Here is a 19,452-nt window from a genome sequence, read left to right on the forward strand (position 1 = left end):
GGAACGCGCCATGACCGTAGAACACCAAGACTCCGCCTGCGTGATTTTCACCGAACACGCCACGCCCAGCGGCATGAAAATCGGCTACGCCACGCTGAATGCGGAAAAATCGCTGAACGCCCTGTCGCTGGAGATGATCCGCCTGCTGGACGCCCGCCTGCGCCAATGGGCGGATGACCCGCAGCTGGCCTGCGTGGTGCTGCAAGGCGCTGGCGAAAAAGCCTTTTGCGCTGGCGGCGACGTGCGCAAGCTGCGCGAAGCCATCCTCGCCCACGAAGGCCCGGCGGCCATTCCGTTTGCTTCGGAATATTTTGCCGAAGAATATCGCCTGGATTACCGCATCCACACCTACGCCAAGCCCATCCTGCTGTGGGGCAGCGGCATTGTCATGGGCGGCGGCCTGGGCCTGATGGCCGGCGCCAGCCACCGCGTGGTCACCGAAACCTCGCGCATCGCCATGCCGGAAATCACCATTGGCCTCTACCCGGACGTGGGCGGCAGCTGGTTCCTGCCGCGCATGCCCGGCCGGTTGGGCTTGTTCCTGGCGCTGACCGGCGCGCCGCTGAACGCCCACGACGCCCAGGCGGTGAATCTGGCCGACTGGTTTGTGCGCAGCGAAGACAAGCTGGCCATTTTTGCCGGCCTGGCCAATATCGATTGGCAGGCCGACCCGGCGCACAACCACGGTTTGCTGTCCAAGCTGCTGCGCGGCTTTGCCCAGCACGCCGCCAGCCATCTGCCGGCCTCGCAGGTGCGTGCCCACTTTGACGCCATCCAGCATGTCACCGACGGCGACAGCCTGGCCGAGGTGTGCGAACAGATCACCCGCCACGCCAGCGACGACGCCTGGATGCAGCGCGCCGCCAAATCGCTGGCGGTGGGCTCGCCCACCTCCGCTGCGCTGAGCTGGGAAATCTGGCGGCGCAGCCGGCTCTTGGGCCTGGCCGATGTGTTCCGCATGGAATGGACGCTATCGGTGCAGTGCTGCGCCCACCCGGACTTCCGCGAAGGCGTTCGCGCCCTGCTGGTGGACAAGGACAACGCCCCGCGCTGGACGCCGGCCACCTTGGCCGAGGTCAGCCGCGAGTGGATCGACGGCCATTTTGTCGTCCCCGCCGACACCGTCCACCCGCTGGCCGACCTGTAACTTTTGGCCGCGCCCGACCCCACGCCGCAGCAGACGGCGACGGCGCGGCGGCCCCCACAAGGAGACAACATCATGGCAAGCATTGCATTCATTGGGCTGGGCAATATGGGTGGGCCGATGGCGCTCAACCTGCTGCGCGCCGGCCACACCCTGCACGTTTTTGACCTGTCCGCCAGCGCGGTGCAAACCCTGGTCGATGCCGGCGCGCACGCCGCCGCCAGCGCCGCCGCCGCCGTGGCGGCGGCAGACGACGCGGTGATTTCCATGCTGCCGGCCAGCCCGCACGTCAAGGCGCTGTACCTGGGCGAAAACGGCGTGCTGGCCAACGCCCGCCCCGGCGCGCTGCTGATCGACAGCAGCACCATCGCCAGCCATGTCGCCGTGGAAGTCGCCCAGGCCGCCCAGGCCAAGGGCCTGCGCATGATCGACGCCCCGGTGTCCGGCGGCACCGCCGGCGCCGCCGCCGGCACGCTGACCTTTATCGTCGGCGGCGACGCCGCCGACCTGGAGGCTGCCCGTCCGCTGCTGGAAGCCATGGGCAAGAATATCTTTCACGCGGGCGCCGCCGGCGCCGGGCAAACCGCCAAGATTTGCAACAATATGCTGCTGGGCATCCTGATGGCCGGCACCGCCGAAGCGCTGGCGCTGGGCGTGGCCAACGGCCTGGATCCGAAAGTGCTGTCCGACATCATGAGCAAGAGCTCGGGCCGCAACTGGGCACTGGAAGTGTATAACCCTTGGCCGGGGGTCATGGAAAACGCGCCTGCCAGCCGTGGCTACAGCGGCGGCTTTGGCTCGGATTTGATGCTCAAGGATCTGGGTCTGGCGCAAGAAGCGGCCTTGCACGCCCGCGCCGCCACCCCACTGGGCGCGGCGGCGCGCAATCTGTACCAGCTGCACAGCCAGAACGGCCAGGGCGGGCTGGATTTTTCCAGCATCGTGCAACTGATGAGCGCCAAGGCCAAGCCCGCACAGGGTTGAGTTGATATTGCATCTTCCCCCGTCACGGCCTTGCGTGGCACAAGGCGCACGCGGCTTGCCGCGCGTGACGAGCGGGATCTGGGCCGGCGGGTGACCAAGAGGGGGGAGCCGCCGGTTTTTTTTGCCTGGCGCACAGGGTTGCGGCTGGGCGGACGTGCCTGGCTGACGGATGTTTAGCGCCTCAGCGAAGCGATCCTGGCTAGGCGTGTCGCCGCAGACAATACAACCGCCACACAACAACGCCAGGGGGGGGTGAGTGACTCTCAGCGCAATAACAAGGCCGCCCGTGCATTGGCCGTGGTGGTGGCAATCACCTCATCCAGTGGTTCGCCGCGCAGCTCGGCCAGCACCTGGGCAAAGCGGTGCAGATTGGCCGGCGCATTCGGCGTGTCTGGCGCCCAGGCCGGGCGGATGTCGGGCGCGTCGGTTTCCAGCACCAGCGCCGACAGCGGCAAGCTGGCGGCCAGTTGGCGGATGCGCTGCGAACCGCTATAGGTCATCGCCCCACCAAATCCCAGCTTGAAACCCAGCGCGATAAACGCCTCGGCCTGTTGCCGGCTGCCGTTGAAGGCGTGGGCAATGCCGCCTGGCACGCCCACCTGGCGCAGGTATTTCAGCACCCGATCCTGCGCGCGGCGCAGGTGCAGCACCACCGGCAGCTGACGCGCGCGCGCCAGCCGCAGTTGGGCGACAAACAGCGCCTCTTGTTGGGCGGGATCGAGTTCCGGCAGGTAAAAATCCAGGCCGATTTCGCCCACGGCATCGGGGCGTTCGCGGTCCAGCCAGTCGGCCAGCTGTTCAAGATGCTCCGGCCGATGGCGCGGCAGATACACCGGGTGCAGGCCTAGCGCCACCCGGCAGCCGTAGCGCGCGCGCATGACCAGGGTGTCGGCAAAATTGGCCTGCTCGACCGCCGGCGCCAAAATCTCGCCCACGCCAGCGGCGCGCGCCTGCGCCACTTGCGCGTCGCGGTCGGCGGCAAACTCGGCGGCATCCAGGTGGCAATGGGTGTCAAACAGCAAGGGTGGGGTGTCAGTCATGTGCATACGGCCAATCTAGCGCACCCAGGGCCTGCCGGCCAGTTGCGACTTAAGTTGCATACGCGGTTGGCCAGCGGCTGCCTAGAATGGGGATGTTTTGTTCATCAACACCCCCAACAGGAGTTTTCCATGCGTGGAGTATCCTTGCGGCGCGCCCTGGCGCTGGCCGCCTTGTTCAGCGCTGGCGTCGCCAGTGCTGGCGAATTGCAGGTCAGTGTCAGCCAGACCCTATCGGCCAGCCCGGAAGAAGTCTGGCAGGAAATCGGCCGCTTTGGCCAGTTGAGCTGGCACCCGGCAGTGGCAACCACGGTGGTGCGCGGCAACCCGGAACGCACCGGCGCCGTGCGGGAAATCACCACGGTGGATGGCGCGGTGCTGGTGGAAAAGCTGGTGGCGCATGCTGCCGGTCAGCACAGCATGAGCTATCGCATCCTGCGTTCGCCATTGCCGGTCAGCGGCTATGTCTCCACCTTGCGGGTGCTGCCAGCCCAGTTTGGTGGCAGCAAGGTGGTGTGGTCGTCACATTTCCGGCGCACGGCGGCCGTGGATGATGCTGCGGCACGCCAGGCCGTAGAGGGCATTTATCGCGTGGGCATGCAGTCGCTGGTCAAGGCCTTCGGCAGCCCGCAATAAACGCGCTGCCAGGTGGCGGCGAGAGGGTTGGCAGGCTGCTGTCTGCCTTGCGCAGACAGCGGCGCGGGCGAAGGTCTATAATCGCCCATCCTTCATTCTTGGGCCTATGCTCATGCTGACCCGTATCCTGCTTGGTTTTCTGGTGGTGTGTCTGGCGCTGGCCATCATTGCCGCCGGCCTGCTTGGCTTTGCGGTGGCCGTCACCTATCCCAAACTCCCCAGCCTGGAAGTGCTGACCGACTACCGGCCGAAAATCCCCTTGCGCATCTACACTGCCGACGGCGTGCAGATTGGCGAATTTGGCGAAGAACGCCGGGCTTTCACCCGCATCCAGGATGTGCCGCAACTGATGAAGCAGGCCATCATGGCCGCCGAGGACGAGCGTTTTTACCAGCATGGCGGCATTGATTATGTTGGTGTGGCGCGGGCCATGCTGGGCAATGTGGTGTCAGGTCATCCCAAGTCTGGCGCCTCCACCATCACCATGCAGGTGGCGCGCAATTTCTTCCTGTCTTCGGAAAAAACCCTCACCCGCAAATTCAACGAAGCCTTGCTGGCGTTCAAGATCGAACACAATCTCAGCAAGGATCAGATTCTTGAGCTGTATTTCAATCAGATCTATCTGGGTCAGCGCGCCTATGGTTTTGCCGCTGCCGGCCAGGCGTATTACGGCCGCCCGCTGAAAGAGCTGTCGATTGCCCAGATGGCCATGCTGGCCGGCCTGCCCAAGGCGCCATCGTCGTATAACCCGGTGGTCAACCCGGATCGCGCCCGTCTGCGCCAGCTGTATGTGCTGCGTCGTATGCGCGAGTTGAATTTCATCAGCGAAGCGCAATACGAAGCCGCCAAGAACGAGCCCAATAGCGTGTCGCGCCAGAGCGAGGATTTCAGCGTGCCGGCGCAGTATGTGGCCGAGATGGTGCGTCAGACCATGTTCGAGCGCTACAAAGAAAACGCCTACACCGATGGCTACCGGGTGTACACCACGGTAGACAGCCAACACCAGAAATGGGCATTCGACGCCCTGCGCGCCGGCCTGACCGAATACGATGTGCGCCACGGCTATCGCGGCCCGGAATCGTTTATCGACCTGAAAACCCTGCCGGCTGGCGAGCGCGACGAATCGCTGGATGAATCGCTGGCCGCCATCCGCGACAGCGGCAAGCTGCAACCGGGCGTGGTGCTGGAAGCCAGCGCCAATAAGGTGGTGGTGTATATGCGCGGCGGCCGTCAGGTGGAAGTCAGCGGCGCCGGGCTGAATTTTGCCCGCCGTGCGCTGTCGCCCAAACTGACCCCCGCCCAGCAGATTCGCCCCGGCGCGGTGGTGCGCGTGCAACAGAACGACAAGGGAAGCTGGGAAATCGGCCAGATGCCGCAGGTGGAAGGCGCGTTTGTGTCGATGGACCCACACGATGGCGCCATCAAGTCGCTGGTGGGCGGCTTTGACTTTAACCGCAACCACTTCAACCGCGTGACCATGGCCTGGCGTCAGCCTGGCTCCAGCTTCAAGCCGTTCATTTATTCGGCCGGCCTGGAACGCGGCTTCACGCCGTCGTCGATGATCAACGATGCGCCGCTGGTGATCGATCCGCAATCCATCGGCGGGCAGCGCTGGGAGCCGAAAAACTACGACGGCAAATTTGGCGGCATGATGACCATGCGCCAGGCGCTGACCCGCTCGAAGAACCTGGTGTCCATCCGCATCCTGATGGCCATCGGCGTGGACTACGCACAAGAATACATCGGCCACTTTGGTTTTGGCCCCAAGCAACATCCAGCCTATCTGACCATGGCGCTGGGCGCGGGTGTGGTGACGCCCTTGCAGATGGCCGAGGGCTACTCGGTGTTTGCCAATGGCGGCTCGCGCGTGCGCTCTTATCTGATCGACCGCATTGAAGACGATCAAGGCCGCGTGCTGGCGCGCACCGCGCCCACCGTGGCCGGCAAGAACGCCGAGCAAGCCATTGACCCACGCAACGCCTTCATCATGACCAGCATGATGAAGGACGTGGTGCGCTATGGCACCGCCGTGCGCGCCATGAGCCTGGGCCGCACGGACCTGGCCGGCAAAACCGGCACCACCAACGACGCCCGCGATGCCTGGTTCTCGGGCTTTAACCCGGCGCTGGTGGGCATTGCCTGGGTGGGCTTTGACAATAACCGCAGCCTGGGCGGTGGCGAAACCGGCGGCGGCGCAGCTTTGCCGATCTGGATTCACTATATGGCGCAAGCGCTCAAGGGCACGCCAGAAGTGGATGTCCCGGTGCCTTCCGGCATTGTTGAACGCGCGGGGGCCGGCGCCAAGGGCGGTGCTGAGTATTACTACGAGGAATTCCAGAACACCAACCCGGATCTGGGCCTGAACAACCGCAGCAGCGACCCGCAGGCCAATGAGGACACCGCGGCCCCGGCCACGCAGGGCGAACAACGCCCGGCCCCGACGCCCTCCACGCCAGCGCCGCAGGCTGCCCCGGCCACGCCTCGCCCAACCCCACCGCGCGATGCGGTGGACAAGGTAAAGGAGCAGTTGTTTTGATGTCCGCGCCAGGGCGGCCGGAGCACCGCTGACCGCCCTGGCGCTGATTCAGACACATCAGGTTTGCTGGATTTCAGCGGGTATGCATCAAATCCTGGCACAGACAAAACAGCATCATCCGAAGAGGGAGGGGCCCTCCTCCCAAAGTCGTATGTTGCAATGCAACCAGGGCCACTATAGTGATAACACCTCAGCTCGTGGTGAGGTCTTGTGTTTGTTCCTCCTCTTTTGACGACATTGAACGCCCGCATTGCGGGCGTTTTTTTGTCTGTTGCTCCCCCACTAAAGTCGCATTCTCCTGACTGCTGCGCCTCCTTATAGTGACTTGGCCCACCCGCACATCGCATCGCCGTGACGGGCTGGGCGCGCCGCCATCCGGCCGGCGTTTTTTGTTCACGTACTGGAGGACTCATCATGCGTCAATGGCACACCCCGCAAGTGGTCGAAATCGCCCTCGGCCTGGAAATCAACTGCTACATGTGCGCTGAGCTGTAAGGCGCGATCATGCTGCGCGCCATTGTTTTAGGCGCCGCCGCCGGCGGCGGTCTGCCGCAGTGGAACTGCGCCTGCCCGGTATGCGCGGCGGTGCGCAGTGGGCAGGCCGGCGCGCCGCAGACCCAGTCTTCGATTGTGGTCAGCGCCGACGGCGAGCGCTGGGTGTTGATCAACGCCTCCCCTGACATTCGCCAACAATTTGCCGCCACCCCGGCGCTGCATCCCCGCGCCGTGCGGCACAGCCCGCTGTCGGCAGTGCTGGTGACCAACGCCGACGTCGATCACGTTGCCGGCCTGTTGTCGCTGCGCGAAGCCCAGCCGTTTGCCCTGTACGCCACCCGCCGGGTGCACAGCGTGCTGGACGCCAACGCCATCTTCAACGTGGTCAACCGCGAACATGTGCCGCGTCGCCCGGTGCAGCTGAACGAAAGCATGCCGATTCTGGACGCCGCGGGCGAAGCCACCGGCATCTGCATCGAAACCTTCACCGTGCCCGGCAAAGTGGCGCTGTGGCTGGAAGACCCGAATGCCGAGCGCTTTGGCAGCGTGGCCGAAGACACCATCGGCGTGGCCATCCGCGCCGAAGGCAGCGAGGCCCGGCTGTTTTACCTGCCCGGCTGCGCCGACGTGCCCGACAGCCTGAAAGCGCGCTTCAAGCCCACCGACACCGTGCTGTTTGACGGCACCACCTACACCGAACACGAAATGGCCGAAGCCGGCGTCGGCCAGAAATCCGCCTCGCGCATGGGCCATCTGGTGATGAGCGGCCCACAAGGCACCATTGCCCGGCTGGCCGATGTGCCGCTGGCGCGCCGTTTGTTCATTCATATCAACAACACCAACCCGGTGTGGCTGCCCGACAGCGAGGCGCGCCGGGAGATTGCCCGCCAGGGTTGGGATCTCGCCTTCGATGGCATGGAGCTGACATTGTGATGACCCGCCTGACCCGCCTGCTGTCGCCCGACGAGCTGGAAGCCGCCCTGCGCGCCATCGGCCGCGAGCGCTACCACAACCTGCACCCGTTTCATCACCTCTTGCACGGCGGCAAGCTGTCGCTGGGTCAGGTGCAGGCCTGGGCGCTGAACCGCTACTGTTATCAGGCGGCGATTCCGCGCAAGGACGCCGCGCTGATCAGCAAGATTCACGACCGCGAACTGCGCCGGGTGTGGGCGCAGCGCATCATCGACCACGATGGCCGCGAGCAAGAAGAAGGCGGCATCGAGCGCTGGCTGGTGCTGACCGACGGCCTGGGCCTGCCGCGTGACTATGTGATTTCCCGCGAGGGCGCGCTGCCGGCCACGGTGTTTGCCGTGGAAGCCTATGTGCGCTTTGTCGCCGAACAGCCGCCGGTGGTGGCGGTGTCGTCCTGCCTGACCGAGCTGTTTGCCCCGGCGATTCACAAAGAGCGCATCGTCGGCATGCTGGAAAACTACGACTTTATCGAAGACCGCGTGCTGGCCTACTTCCGCCGCCGGCTGGACCAAGCGCCGCGCGATGCGGATTTTGCCCTGGACTACGTCAAGCGCCACGCGCTGACCATCGCCGAGCAACAAGGCGTGATCGACGCGCTGCTGTTCAAGTGCAATGTGCTGTGGGCGCAGCTGGACGCGCTGTACGCCGCCTATGTCGCCCCCGGCATGGTTCCGCCTGGCGCCTTCCGCCCCGAGGATTGGGCATGATTGCCGCCGACAGCGTGGTGCGCCTGGCCCCCGGCGTGCGCATGCAGCAAGACGCCGCGCGCGGCGGCTGGGTGCTGCTGGGGCCCGAGCGCATGCTGGTGCTGGACGACATCGCCCAACTGGTGATTTCGCGCCTGGCCGGCCAAAGCGCCGGCGAGCTGGTCGCCGCGCTGGCGGTGGAGTTTGACGCGCCGGTCGAGGTGATTGGCGCCGATGTGCTGGCGCTGCTCAACACCCTGGCAGATAAAGGATTTGTCCGCTATGGCTAGCCTGTTGCCCAACACCCTGCCGCTGGCCATGCTGATGGAACTCACCCATCGCTGCCCGCTGCGCTGCGCCTACTGCTCCAACCCGCTGGCGCTCAGCCCGGCCAGCGCCGAGCTGCCCACCGCCGCCTGGAAAGCCGCGCTGGACGAAGCCGCCCAGCTGGGCATGCTGCAAGTGCATTTTTCTGGCGGCGAGCCGATGGCGCGCCCGGACTTGATCGAGCAGGTGCGCCACGCCACCGCGCGCGGGCTGTACAGCAATTTGATCACCTCTGGCCTGCTGCTGGACGCGCACAAACTGGCCGAACTGGTGGACGCCGGGCTGTCACATGTGCAGCTGAGTTTTCAGGACCTGGACGAAGACGGCGCGCAGTGGGTGAGCGGCTATGCTGGCGGGGTGGCGAAAAAACGCGAAGTGGCCGACCGCGTGCTGGCCAGCGGCCTGGCGCTGACGCTGAATTTTGTCATGACCCGGCACAATGTCTCGCGGCTGTCGGCCATGCTGGATTACGCCGAAAGCCTGGGCGTGGGCCGGGTGGAAGTGGCCAACACCCAATACTACGGCTGGGGCCTGAAAAACCGCGCGGCGCTGATTCCCACCCGCGAACAGCTGGACGAGATGAACAGCCTGGTGGCCGAGCGGCGCGCGCGCTGCAAGGGCCGCATGGTGATTGATTATGTGATCCCGGATTATTACGCCCGCCGGCCCAAGGCCTGTATGGGCGGCTGGGGGCAGCGCTTTATCAATGTGATGCCGGACGGGACCATCCTGCCCTGTCACGCCGCGCAAACCATCGGCCACCTGAGTTTTCCGCGCTTTCCTGAAAGCAGCCTGCGCGCTGCCTGGTGCGAGCACCCCAGCTTTGCCGCCTATCGCGGCGTGGACTGGATGCCCGACCCGTGCGGCAGCTGCGACCACAAAGAACAGGATTGGGGCGGCTGTCGCTGCCAGGCGCTGGCCCTGGCCGGCGACGCCAGCCAAACCGACCCGGTGTGCGAACGCTCGCCGCAGCACGCACAGGTGGTGGCGCTGGCCATGCGCGAATCGCGCCAGCCCACGCCTGAGTTAATGCTGCGCCAGCGCCACGCTTAGCGTGGCGGCACAACCGTCATCACGGTTTCTCCCTGCTCCCTGGGTATTTGCGGGCGCCGCCTGGGCCCCGCGCCACGTGTGTCTCGTGGGTGTTTGGCCAGCCGGCGTGTCCGGCTGGTTTTTTTCTGGCTCAGGCCGCGGCTTTAGCGCCTTGACCCAGCGCCATGCCTTCCAGCGTATACGCGCAGGGAATGCTTTCCATCTCGGTCAATAATTCCATCACCTTCACCGACGCACGCTCCATGCGCAGCAGCGACTGCTCGGCCTCTTTGCGGTCGCCAATCTCCAGCGCCAGCAGCGCATGGCGGGCATAGTCGTGCACCTGCTGATGCGGGGTTTCCAGCTGGCGGAACGCCGGCAGGTCGGCGCATTCCTGGCTGCCGCGCCCCTGGTAGTACCACTTGCCCAGCCGACAGGTCTGGTGCGAAGCGATGCTGTCCGGCTGGAGCGTGTGGTAGCCCATCACCGCCTTGTAGATTTCCAGCTTGAAGACAATGTGATCCAGCTTGACCACTTCCATAAAGCTGACATTGGCGCCGTAGGCAATCGCCTGCGCCATGTCCTGGGTGTCGTCCACCAGCCGGTGAATGCTGGCGGTGGCGCGGCCACCCACATCGCGGTAGTGCAGAATCTGTTCGCTGGCCTCGCTCACCTGCTGCTTGGTGGCGCCCGAGGCTTCGCCGATGTCTTCCACCAGCACGTCAATTTCGCGGGTGGCGGCGGCGGTGCGCTCGGCCAGCTTGCGCACTTCGTCGGCCACCACGGCAAAACCACGGCCGGATTCACCAGCGCGGGCGGCTTCGATGGCGGCGTTCAGCGCCAAGAGATTGGTCTGGTCGGCCACTTCCTTGATCAGTTGGACAAACTGGCGGATTTCGCCGGTTTTGCCATCCAGGGTGTCCATGTGCTGGCGGGTTTGCTGCTGGCTGGCGGCAATATGGGTAAAGCTGTCGGTCAGCACATCAATCATGCCGCGCGTGCCGTGCAGCGTGGTGGCGGCGTCGGCGGCGCTGACAAAGCAGCTGTCCATGCGCTCGGCCAGGGTGGAAAACGAGGTGCGGATATCGACAATGCTCTGGCAAAACTCGGCAAACGGGTTGCGCAAAGTGCGGTTTTGCTCCACCTCGCCTTGCAAGCCATGACTGGTTTGCTGTTGCTCGGCCAAAGCGGTTTGCGCGGACTGCAACTCGCGCTGCAACTGGCTGCGTTCGCTTTCGATCTGGTTCAGCCGGGCTTGCAGATCGGCGATCTTTTGACGTCCAAACATGACAACTCCACTGCGCTGGTCAGGCATCTAACCAGGGTGCGCGCAGGGGCGGCGATGTCACATCCGGCCGGCGCGCATGACAATAAAATGACGGTTCAGTTTATTTTAACATGATATGACCTCGCCCCAGTATGGTGCAAAGTCAAATAAACCCATGATCAATGGCGAGTTTTGCCCCATGAAGGCACGCAAAACCCCAATAAAAACGCCGCCAGAATAGCGGCGTGAGCAAGTAAGAGGCGCGAACCAAACCCCGTGACGCAATCCTGGCCAGGCGCGCGGCAGTCGCACGGCAAGGCTGCGCAACAACGCCAGGAGGGTTTTGTGCGCCGCGCTTACAGCCAGAAATCCTGGCGCTGGCGGTGCAGGGCAACCACCCGCTGGAACTGCGCCGGGTCTTTGGTGAAAGTCAGCTCACCGGCTTGCGGCAGGTATTTGTCGTACAGGCGCGAGGTCCAGAAGCGCAGGCCAGCGGCGCGCAGCAGCACCGGCCAGGCGGCTTTTTCGGCGTCGCTGAGCGGGCGCACCGACTGATAGCCGGCCAGCATGGCGCGCGCGCGTTCGCCGTCGATGTCGCCATCCGGCAGCGCGCACCAGTCGTTCAGGGCAATGGCCAGGTCGTAGGCCAGCACATCGTTGCAGGCATAGTAAAAATCGATAAAGCCCGCCACGCTGTCGCCGTCAAACAGCACATTGTCGCGGAACAAATCGGCGTGAATCACCCCGGTGGGCAGCGCATCAAAGCGGTGCTCGCTCTGGAAGGCCACTTCTTCGTGCAGCATGGCGGCGTCGGCGGCGTCCATATGCGGGTAGACCACTTGCGCAGTGGCGCTCCACCAGGCCGGGCCGCGCGGGTTGGCCATGCGCGCCGGGTAAGTGTCGCCGGCCAGATGCATATCGGCCATCATCACCCCCACCGCGCGGCATTGCGCCGGGTTGGGCGCGGCCACGTCGGCGCCACTCAGGCAAGACACCAGGCAGGCCGGCTTGCCGGCCAGCAGGCTGACAAAGCGGTCGCTGCGGTCGGCCACCGGCGCCGGGCAGGCCACGCCGTGGCGCGCCAGGTGGCTCATCAGGTTCAGATAGTAGGGCAGCTCTTCCAGCTTGAGCGTTTCAAACAGGGTCAGCACATAGCGGCCCTGCGTGGTGGTGACAAAGTAATTGGTGTTGGTGATGCCGGCAGCGATGCCTTTCAGTTCGACCAACTGGCCTAGGGTGTATTGCGCCAGCCAGCTTTCCAGCTCGGCCTGGGTGACGGTGGTGTAAACCGACATGGGATGTCTCTTGAGGGTTCCGGGATGGGGGGGCGTCACGGCCTGGCCGTGACGGCGCGTTTTTTGCCTTGGGGCGTGTGCTGAGCGCTATTCACAAAACCCTCCTGGCGTGGTTGCCCGACGCGGTCGTGCGCCTGGTCAGGTGCGCTGCGCTGGCTAGGCGCACGACCGCAGACAGTACAAGCAGTACGGCAAGGTCACACCACAACGCCAGGGGGTTTTATGAGCGGCTCTCAAGGGATGCGCTGATTGATTCAACACGATCAACACCCTGAATTCCCGCCTGTGCGGGAATGACGGTTTTTCAGCGTATCCCAGTGGCGCTTAAAAAGTCATCAGCACCCAGCGCGGCACCACCAGCTTGTCGCCGTGGGTGTCGATGCGGTTCATCTTGCCGCTGCCGTCTTCGTCCACCAGATAGTAAGGCAGGCCGATTTTCGGGGTGACCTTGATGGCGTAAAGCTTGCCGTTCATCCGGTATTCTTCGATTTTTTGCCCGGATTTCTGGATGATGCGCACTTCCGGCTCGGCCTGGGCAGCGGCGGATTCCTGAATGGTGGGCGGCGGCGGCACATTGGCCGGGGCGGCCAGCGCAGCCAGCGGCGAAAGCAGGGAAAGAGCAATAAGAATGCGGCGCATGGTGGGCCTCGTGCAAGCAGGGATGATTAAAGATTAAGCAGTTGTTCGCGTTCTTCGGGCAAGGCCTCGAAGCCGCGCATTTCGTAATGGCGGAAAATCGCCTCGACAATCTCGCCCGGCTCGTCAATCAGCTGGATCAGCTGCATATCGTCGGCGGCAATCATGCCCTCGGCCACCAGCTGGGCCTGGAACCAATCCAGCAGCCCCTGCCAGAAGGCGCGCCCCACCAAAATAATGGGAATCTTGCGGCTTTTGCCGGTTTGCACCAGGGTCAGCGCCTCGAACATCTCGTCCAGCGTGCCAAAGCCGCCGGGCATCACCACATAGGCCACCGCGTGCTTGACGAACATCACCTTGCGGGAAAAAAAGTGATTGAAGCTCAGGCTGAGGTCTTGATACTCGTTGGGCTTTTGCTCGTGCGGCAGCTGGATGTTCAAGCCCACTGACGGGCTTTTGCCAAAAAACGCGCCCTTGCTGGCGGCTTCCATGATACCCGGCCCGCCGCCGGAAATCACCGAAAAGCCGGCGTCGGAAAGCCTGCGGGCGATTTCTTCGGTCAGCTTATAATAGCCATGCGCGCGCGGCGTGCGTGCGCTGCCAAAAATGCTCACCGCCGGGCTGATTTCACTGAGCGCCTCGGTGGACTCAACAAATTCGGCCATGATTTTCAGCACATGCCAGGCTTCGCGCGAGCGAAAACGCTGCATGTGCTCTACACGGTCGCTGGCCTGCGGCACTTTATCAGACACGCTCATTGCGGATTGCTTTCATGAAAACCCTGTTACTGGTCGACGGTTCTTCTTATCTTTACCGCGCATTCCACGCCATGCCGGACTTGCGTTCGCCGGCCGGCGAACCCACCGGCGCGGTGTACGGCATGATCAACATGCTGAAAAAGCTGGAGAAGGACATAAGCTTTGATTATAGCGCTGTCGTATTTGACGCAAAAGGCAAGACCTTCCGCGACGAGCTTTACCCCGAGTACAAAGCCCAGCGTCCGCCAATGCCGCCCGAGCTGGCCGCGCAGATCACGCCAGTGCACGCCGCCGTCACCGGCCTGGGCTGGCCGCTGCTGATGGTGGAAGGCGTCGAGGCCGACGACGTGATTGGCGCGCTGGCGCACCAGGCCAGCGCGCAAGGCTGGCAGGTGGTGGTGTCCACTGGCGACAAGGACATGGCCCAGTTGGTCAACGCCCAGGTTACTCTGGTCAACACCATGACCAGCGAAACCCTGGACAGCGCCGGGGTGCAAGAAAAATTCGGCGTGCCACCCGAGCGCATCATTGATTTTCTGACGCTGACCGGCGACAAAGTGGACAACGTGCCCGGCGTGGACGGCTGCGGCCCGAAAACTGCCGCCAAATGGCTGGCCGAACACGGCAGCCTGGACGCCATCATCGCCGCCGCCGACAGCGTCAAAGGCAAGGCCGGCGAAAAACTGCGCGCCGCGCTGCCGCACCTGCCGCTGTCGCGGCAACTGGTCACCATCAAGCTGGACGTAGACCTGTCAGCCCACCTGGCCGACGGCCTGGCCAGCCTGCGCCACGGCGAGCCGCGCCGCGAAGCGCTGCTGGCGCTGTACCGCCAATGCGGGTTTCGCACCTGGCTGCGCGAGCTGGACGCCGCCGCCAGCGAGCCGGCCCCGCCCGGTGATTTATTTGCCGAAGCGCCCGCCGCGCCGACTGCCGATGCCGCCCCAGCCGCCAGCGCCGCACCCAAGCCGGCGCCGGCATCCGCCAACTACACGCTGATCCGCACCCAGGCCGAGCTGGACGCCTGGCTGGCTCGCCTGCAAGCCGCGCCTGTGGTGTCGCTGGACACGGAAACCACCAGCCTGGATTCGCTGCGCGCCCGACTGGTGGGCCTGAGCTTCAGCCTCACCCCCGGCGAAGCCGCCTACCTGCCGCTGATGCACCGCGACGCGGGCGGCCTGCTGCCCGATCAGCTCAGCCTGGACGCCGCGCTGGCCACGCTGAAACCCTGGCTGGAAAACCCGCAAGCCAAAAAACTCGGCCAGAACCTCAAATACGACCGCCACGTGCTGGCCAACCACGGCGTGCAACTGGCCGGCGTGGTGGACGACACCCTGCTGGCCTCGTATGTGCTGGAAAGCCACCTCACCCACAATATGGACGACCTGGCCGAGCGCCATCTGGGCGTAAGCACGCAAACCTACGAAGCGCTCTGCGGCAAGGGCGCCAAACAAATCGGCTTTGACGAAGTAGACATCGACGCCGCTGGCCATTACGCCGCCGAAGACGCCGACATCACCCTGCGTCTGGCGCACGCCTTTGCCCCGCAACTGCACGGCGCGCTGGAAGACGTCTATCGCCGCATCGAACTGCCTACCGCCGAGGTGCTGTTCGCCATGGAGCGCACTGGCGTGCTGATCGACCGCGACGAACTGGCCCGGCAAAGCCACCAACTGGGCCAGCGCATCCAGCAACTGGAAGCCCACGCCTACGAACTGGCCGGCCAGCCGTTCAATATGAACTCACCCAAGCAATTGCAGGAAATCCTGTTCGGCCGGCTGGGCATCGACAGCAAAGGCCTGAAAAAAACCCCGACCGGGGCGATTTCGGTCAACGAAGACGCCCTGGAAAAACTCGCCGCCGACCACCCGCTGCCCAAGCTGCTGCTGGAATATCGCGGCCTGGCCAAGCTGAAATCCACCTACACCGACAAGCTGCCGACCATGATCCACCCGGACACCGGCCGCGTGCACACCCATTACTCGCAAGCCGTGGCAGTCACCGGCCGCCTGGCCAGCAGCGACCCCAATCTGCAAAACATCCCGGTGCGCACCGAAGAAGGCCGCCGCGTGCGCAAGGCGTTTATCGCCCCGCCCGGCTGCCAGATTGTGTCGGCGGATTACTCACAGATCGAACTGCGCATCATGGCGCATCTGTCTGACGACCCGCGCCTGCTGCAAGCCTTTGCCGACGGCGAAGACATCCACCGCGCCACCGCCGCCGAAGTGTTTGCCGTGCCGCTGGCCGAAGTCAGCAGCCAGCAACGCCGCTATGCCAAAACCATCAACTTTGGCCTGATCTACGGCATGAGCGCCTTTGGCCTGGCCGCCCAGCTGGAAATCGACCGCAGCGCCGCGCAAAGCTTTATCGACCGTTACTTTGCCCGCTACCCCGGCGTGGCCGACTACATGGCGCGCACCCGCGAGCACGCGCGCGAACAAGGCTATGTGGAAACCGTCTTTGGCCGCCGCCTGTGGCTGCCCGACATCCACGCCGCCAACGCCATGAAACGCCAAGGCGCCGAACGCGCCGCCATCAACGCCCCGATGCAAGGCACCGCCGCCGACCTGATCAAACTGGCGATGATTGAAGTGCAACACTGGCTGCGCACCGAAAACCTGCGCAGCCGGCTGATCATGCAAGTGCACGACGAACTGGTGCTGGAAGCCCCGGCCGACGAACTGGACACCGTCAAAGCCGGCGTGGTGGCCGCCATGGCGCGCGTCGCGCAACTGAAAACCCCGCTGGTGGCGGAAGTCGGCAGCGGGGATAACTGGGAGGCAGCGCACTGAGACATTGGGCGGCCGCGCCCAGACACAGCACCAGGCAAAACTGACGATGCCCCAAGCCGTTTCGGGCGGCGACAGCTTCTGCCGCACACCACTCAGCCCAGTGCGTGGTGTGCGGCCACGGAAACCACCGCTCAGGTGCGGAAACGCTGCACCAGCGCTTCCAGCTGTTGCCCCAATGCCCGCAGTTGCGCGGTTTCTTCGCTGGCAACATGAATCTGCTGATCAGTCTGCTGACTCATGTGGTTGATGTGCTCGACATGGCTGCTGATGTCCTGACTGGCAACCGATTGTTCTTCGGTGGCGCGGGCGATGTCGCGGATGCGGTTGACCATATTGGCCATGGTGTTGTGAATGCCGGCAATCGCCTCGGCGGTGTCTTCCGAGTGCGCCACGCCGCTGCTGATGCGGCCCAGCGCGGTGTCCATGCCTTGGGTGGCGGCCTGCATATCGCGCTGGATGGTCTGGATCATGGTGGCGATTTCCAGCGTGGCGCTGGCGGTGCGCTCGGCCAGCTTGCGCACCTCATCGGCCACCACGGCAAAGCCACGGCCTTGTTCTCCGGCGCGGGCGGCTTCAATGGCTGCATTCAGCGCCAGCAAATTGGTTTGGTCGGCAATGTCGCGGATCACGTCGACAATGCTGGCGATTTGCTGTGAGCGCTCGCCCAGGCCGTTCAGCGTGCCGGACAGCGCTTCCACCGCACTGGCGGCCTGGCGGATTTCGCCAGCGGTGTCCTGCACCAGTTCGGCCAGTTGTTCGGACAATTCGCCGGTGTCTTCGGCGGCGCGCGCCGCTTGCTGGGCGCCGTCGGCAATCTGGCTGATGCTGCTGCTGACTTCTTCCACCGTGGCGGCGGTCGAGCTGGCGGCGTCGGCCTGCTGGCGGGCGTTGCCGGCCACCGCCTGGGTGGTGTCGCCCAGCCGCACCAGGCTGGTTTCCAGCGTGGCGGCGTGTTGCTTGACCTCGGCGAACATATCGCGCAGCTTGTCCATAAAGCGGTTGAACGCTGCTGAGGTGCGGCCGATTTCATCCTGGCTGTTCACCGGCAGACGGCGGGTAAGGTCGCCCTCGCCTTGCGCCAGCACTTCCACCGCTTCGGCCAGGCCCACCAGCGGGCGGGTCAGCCAGCCCAGCAGGACGGCGCACAGCAGCAAGGTGGCCAGGCAGGCGCCAGCGCCCAGCAGCAGCGCGGCGTTGCGCGCGCGGTCGGCGTTGGCCAGCAGTTGGGCGCGCTCGACGCTGACGCGCAAGGACCACGGCGTCATGCCCTCGTGCACCTTGATCGGGGTAAAGAAATGCAGCATGCCGTTGGCGTCTTCCAGTTGCCATGGCTTGCCAGCCTTGATAGCCTCCAGCGCTTCGGCCGGCAGCTCATCCTTGGCCGGCTTGCCGACTTTGTCTTCTTGCGGATGCGCCAGCCATTGCCCGCTGCCCGACAGCAGGCTGAGATAGCCGGTTTCGTAGGGTTTGACCTTGGCCATTTCGTTGGCGATGTCGGTCAGCGCAATGTCCACGCCCACCACGCCAGAAAAAGTAATGCCCACCATCAGCGGCGCGACGATGGAGGTCATCATCACCGGCTTGCCATTCACCGGATACAGATAAGGTTCAATCACCTGCAAGCTGCCGGTTTGCTTGGGCAGCAGGTAGTAATCGCCGGCGCCGGGTTTGTCGTAATCCACCAGCGGCTCAACGCTGATGCCCTGGGTATCACGGTGCCAGTAGGGCACAAAGCGGCCACTGTCGTCATGGGCGGGCTTTTGCCCGGCGTATTCGCTGTCGCGGCCATCCAGCGCGTCTGGCTCCCAGCCGGTCCACACTGCCAGCAGGCCGGCGTGGTTCTCCAGCTGGCGGGCGAGAATCTTGTTGAGCATGTCGCGGTTTACCACATGGCTGCGACGCAGGGTTTCGAAGGTGGAAGTCAGCGTCTGCGTGGTGCTCAGCCCATCGTTAAGCGTCTTATTGATGCTGGTGGACAGCACGGCGGCCTGTAGCCGGGCGTTTTCCACCCCCTGCTCCAGGTCGTGCTGGCGCATGGCCCAGCTGTTGTAGCCCACCACCACGGCAAAGCCGGCGAGCATCAGGATGATGAACGGCAATAGAATTTTGGCGCGCAGGCTGAGCGAATGCAGCATATTGAATCTCCCCTTATTCGAAGCCATACGGCGGCCTCTGCCGCGCCAGGGGCGCGGTCTCCGGTTGTGTGCGTAGATGTGCGCCATGCGCTACGTGGCGCATGGTCATTTAGCGCGACTCACAAAACTCAGCAAAGCGATCCTGGCCAGGCGCGCGACCGCAGACAGTACAAGTCGTACGGCAAGGTCGGGCAACAACGCCAGGAGGGTTTTGTGAGCCGCTCTTAGCGACGCTTGGCAAGGCTTGCCGCCTTGTGGTGCACGACACATGGATGGGCCGCCCTCATTCGGCCCCGTGCCCTGCACGGAAAATTCTGTCCAGATATGTCCTGGGCATTTTGCCTGGCATTCACCGGATCACAGTGTGCGCCATACGAGCCTGACCACTATTTTTCGGACAAGACTTTGATTTAACCTAATAAAACGCTCTAGCGGATGCGCCAGATGAGTCAGCAGACACGGTGCGGGGTAAGCGCCTGTCAGTCAGCATAGGGGATTTACCGTAAAACTACCATCGGTTGCCGCGACGTCCGCTTGAGTGCCAACAGCCGCCGCATGGCGCAATCCAGCCTGTCGCCACGCTTAAGCAAGAATGATTCCTGTCGCTGGTCGGCCATGAAAAACGCGCCAGGCCAGGGCGGCCAAGCGCGTTTTTCATGCTGGGGCAGAGGGGTATGGCCTGGCAGCACCAGGCTATCGTCGTTCATCCCATCTGGCAGGTGC

General features: G+C 64.2%; 16 protein-coding genes and 1 pseudogene. 10 read left to right on the forward strand and 7 right to left on the reverse strand.

Annotated features, from left to right (window positions below; all coding sequences use genetic code 11):
- Positions 1 to 10: 10 nt before the first annotated feature.
- Complete coding sequence (locus tag DFR34_RS03440) at positions 11 to 1,147, forward strand: enoyl-CoA hydratase/isomerase family protein (protein WP_110389765.1); 1,137 nt, start codon at positions 11 to 13, stop codon at positions 1,145 to 1,147.
- A gap of 72 nt (positions 1,148 to 1,219) precedes the next feature.
- Positions 1,220 to 2,128: a 3-hydroxyisobutyrate dehydrogenase gene (gene mmsB, locus DFR34_RS03445; RefSeq protein ID WP_110389766.1), complete on the forward strand. Its 909-nt coding sequence runs from the start codon at positions 1,220 to 1,222 to the stop codon at positions 2,126 to 2,128.
- A gap of 263 nt (positions 2,129 to 2,391) precedes the next feature.
- Here mmsB and DFR34_RS03450 read toward each other — a convergent pair whose 3' ends face one another.
- Positions 2,392 to 3,168 (reverse strand): TatD family hydrolase, encoded by a 777-nt coding sequence (locus DFR34_RS03450; RefSeq protein WP_245906804.1) that lies wholly within the window; start codon positions 3,166 to 3,168, stop codon positions 2,392 to 2,394.
- Positions 3,169 to 3,297: 129 nt separating this feature from the next.
- Between DFR34_RS03450 and DFR34_RS03455 the strand changes: the two genes are divergently transcribed.
- The 7 genes from DFR34_RS03455 (at position 3,298) to pqqE (ending at position 9,870) form a co-directional block, all read left to right on the forward strand.
- Positions 3,298 to 3,801: an SRPBCC family protein gene (locus DFR34_RS03455; RefSeq protein WP_158281725.1), complete on the forward strand. Its 504-nt coding sequence runs from the start codon at positions 3,298 to 3,300 to the stop codon at positions 3,799 to 3,801.
- Positions 3,802 to 3,913: 112 nt separating this feature from the next.
- Positions 3,914 to 6,337 carry a penicillin-binding protein 1A gene (locus DFR34_RS03460; RefSeq protein WP_170121687.1) on the forward strand — a complete coding sequence of 808 codons (2,424 nt, stop codon included), beginning with the start codon at positions 3,914 to 3,916 and terminating at the stop codon, positions 6,335 to 6,337.
- 414 nt (positions 6,338 to 6,751) lie between these two features.
- The gene (gene pqqA, locus DFR34_RS17835; RefSeq protein ID WP_077302250.1) at positions 6,752 to 6,832 is read left to right on the forward strand and encodes a pyrroloquinoline quinone precursor peptide PqqA; all 81 of its coding nucleotides are present in this window, start codon (positions 6,752 to 6,754) and stop codon (positions 6,830 to 6,832) included.
- Between the two features lie 9 nt (positions 6,833 to 6,841).
- Positions 6,842 to 7,765, forward strand: a complete 924-nt coding sequence (pqqB, locus tag DFR34_RS03470) for a pyrroloquinoline quinone biosynthesis protein PqqB (protein ID WP_110389769.1) — start codon at positions 6,842 to 6,844, stop codon at positions 7,763 to 7,765.
- Positions 7,765 to 8,511, forward strand: a complete 747-nt coding sequence (pqqC, locus tag DFR34_RS03475) for a pyrroloquinoline-quinone synthase PqqC (RefSeq protein WP_245906805.1) — start codon at positions 7,765 to 7,767, stop codon at positions 8,509 to 8,511. Before pqqB ends, pqqC begins: the two co-directional genes overlap by 1 nt.
- Positions 8,508 to 8,780 carry a pyrroloquinoline quinone biosynthesis peptide chaperone PqqD gene (gene pqqD, locus DFR34_RS03480; RefSeq protein ID WP_110389771.1) on the forward strand — a complete coding sequence of 91 codons (273 nt, stop codon included), beginning with the start codon at positions 8,508 to 8,510 and terminating at the stop codon, positions 8,778 to 8,780. The genes pqqC and pqqD overlap by 4 nt, the downstream gene beginning before the upstream one ends.
- Entirely contained in the window at positions 8,773 to 9,870 is a 1,098-nt protein-coding gene (gene pqqE, locus DFR34_RS03485) for a pyrroloquinoline quinone biosynthesis protein PqqE (RefSeq protein WP_110389772.1), read from the forward strand. The genes pqqD and pqqE overlap by 8 nt, the downstream gene beginning before the upstream one ends.
- A gap of 130 nt (positions 9,871 to 10,000) precedes the next feature.
- Here pqqE and DFR34_RS17840 read toward each other — a convergent pair whose 3' ends face one another.
- The 5 genes and pseudogenes from DFR34_RS17840 to DFR34_RS03505 all read right to left on the reverse strand — a co-directional run bounded on the left by DFR34_RS17840 (position 10,001) and on the right by DFR34_RS03505 (position 13,805).
- Positions 10,001 to 10,429, reverse strand: a complete 429-nt coding sequence (locus DFR34_RS17840) for a CZB domain-containing protein (protein WP_373277935.1) — start codon at positions 10,427 to 10,429, stop codon at positions 10,001 to 10,003.
- Positions 10,430 to 10,474: 45 nt separating this feature from the next.
- Positions 10,475 to 10,732, reverse strand: a pseudogene (locus tag DFR34_RS17845) (methyl-accepting chemotaxis protein); the annotation flags it as partial.
- Between the two features lie 740 nt (positions 10,733 to 11,472).
- Complete coding sequence (gene thrB, locus DFR34_RS03495) at positions 11,473 to 12,411, reverse strand: homoserine kinase (protein ID WP_110389774.1); 939 nt, start codon at positions 12,409 to 12,411, stop codon at positions 11,473 to 11,475.
- 324 nt (positions 12,412 to 12,735) lie between these two features.
- Entirely contained in the window at positions 12,736 to 13,050 is a 315-nt protein-coding gene (locus DFR34_RS03500) for a DUF2782 domain-containing protein (protein WP_110389775.1), read from the reverse strand.
- Positions 13,051 to 13,076: 26 nt separating this feature from the next.
- Positions 13,077 to 13,805 carry an LOG family protein gene (locus tag DFR34_RS03505; RefSeq protein WP_110389776.1) on the reverse strand — a complete coding sequence of 243 codons (729 nt, stop codon included), beginning with the start codon at positions 13,803 to 13,805 and terminating at the stop codon, positions 13,077 to 13,079.
- Between the two features lie 14 nt (positions 13,806 to 13,819).
- Between DFR34_RS03505 and polA the strand changes: the two genes are divergently transcribed.
- Positions 13,820 to 16,594, forward strand: a complete 2,775-nt coding sequence (polA, locus tag DFR34_RS03510; RefSeq protein WP_110389777.1) for a DNA polymerase I — start codon at positions 13,820 to 13,822, stop codon at positions 16,592 to 16,594.
- A gap of 131 nt (positions 16,595 to 16,725) precedes the next feature.
- Here polA and DFR34_RS03515 read toward each other — a convergent pair whose 3' ends face one another.
- On the reverse strand, positions 16,726 to 18,729 hold the full coding sequence (locus tag DFR34_RS03515) for a methyl-accepting chemotaxis protein (protein ID WP_158281726.1): 2,004 nt from the start codon (positions 18,727 to 18,729) through the stop codon (positions 16,726 to 16,728).
- Positions 18,730 to 19,452: the final 723 nt, after the last annotated feature.

It is taken from the genome of Rivihabitans pingtungensis, assembly GCF_003201855.1.
Taxonomy (GTDB): domain Bacteria; phylum Pseudomonadota; class Gammaproteobacteria; order Burkholderiales; family Aquaspirillaceae; genus Rivihabitans; species Rivihabitans pingtungensis.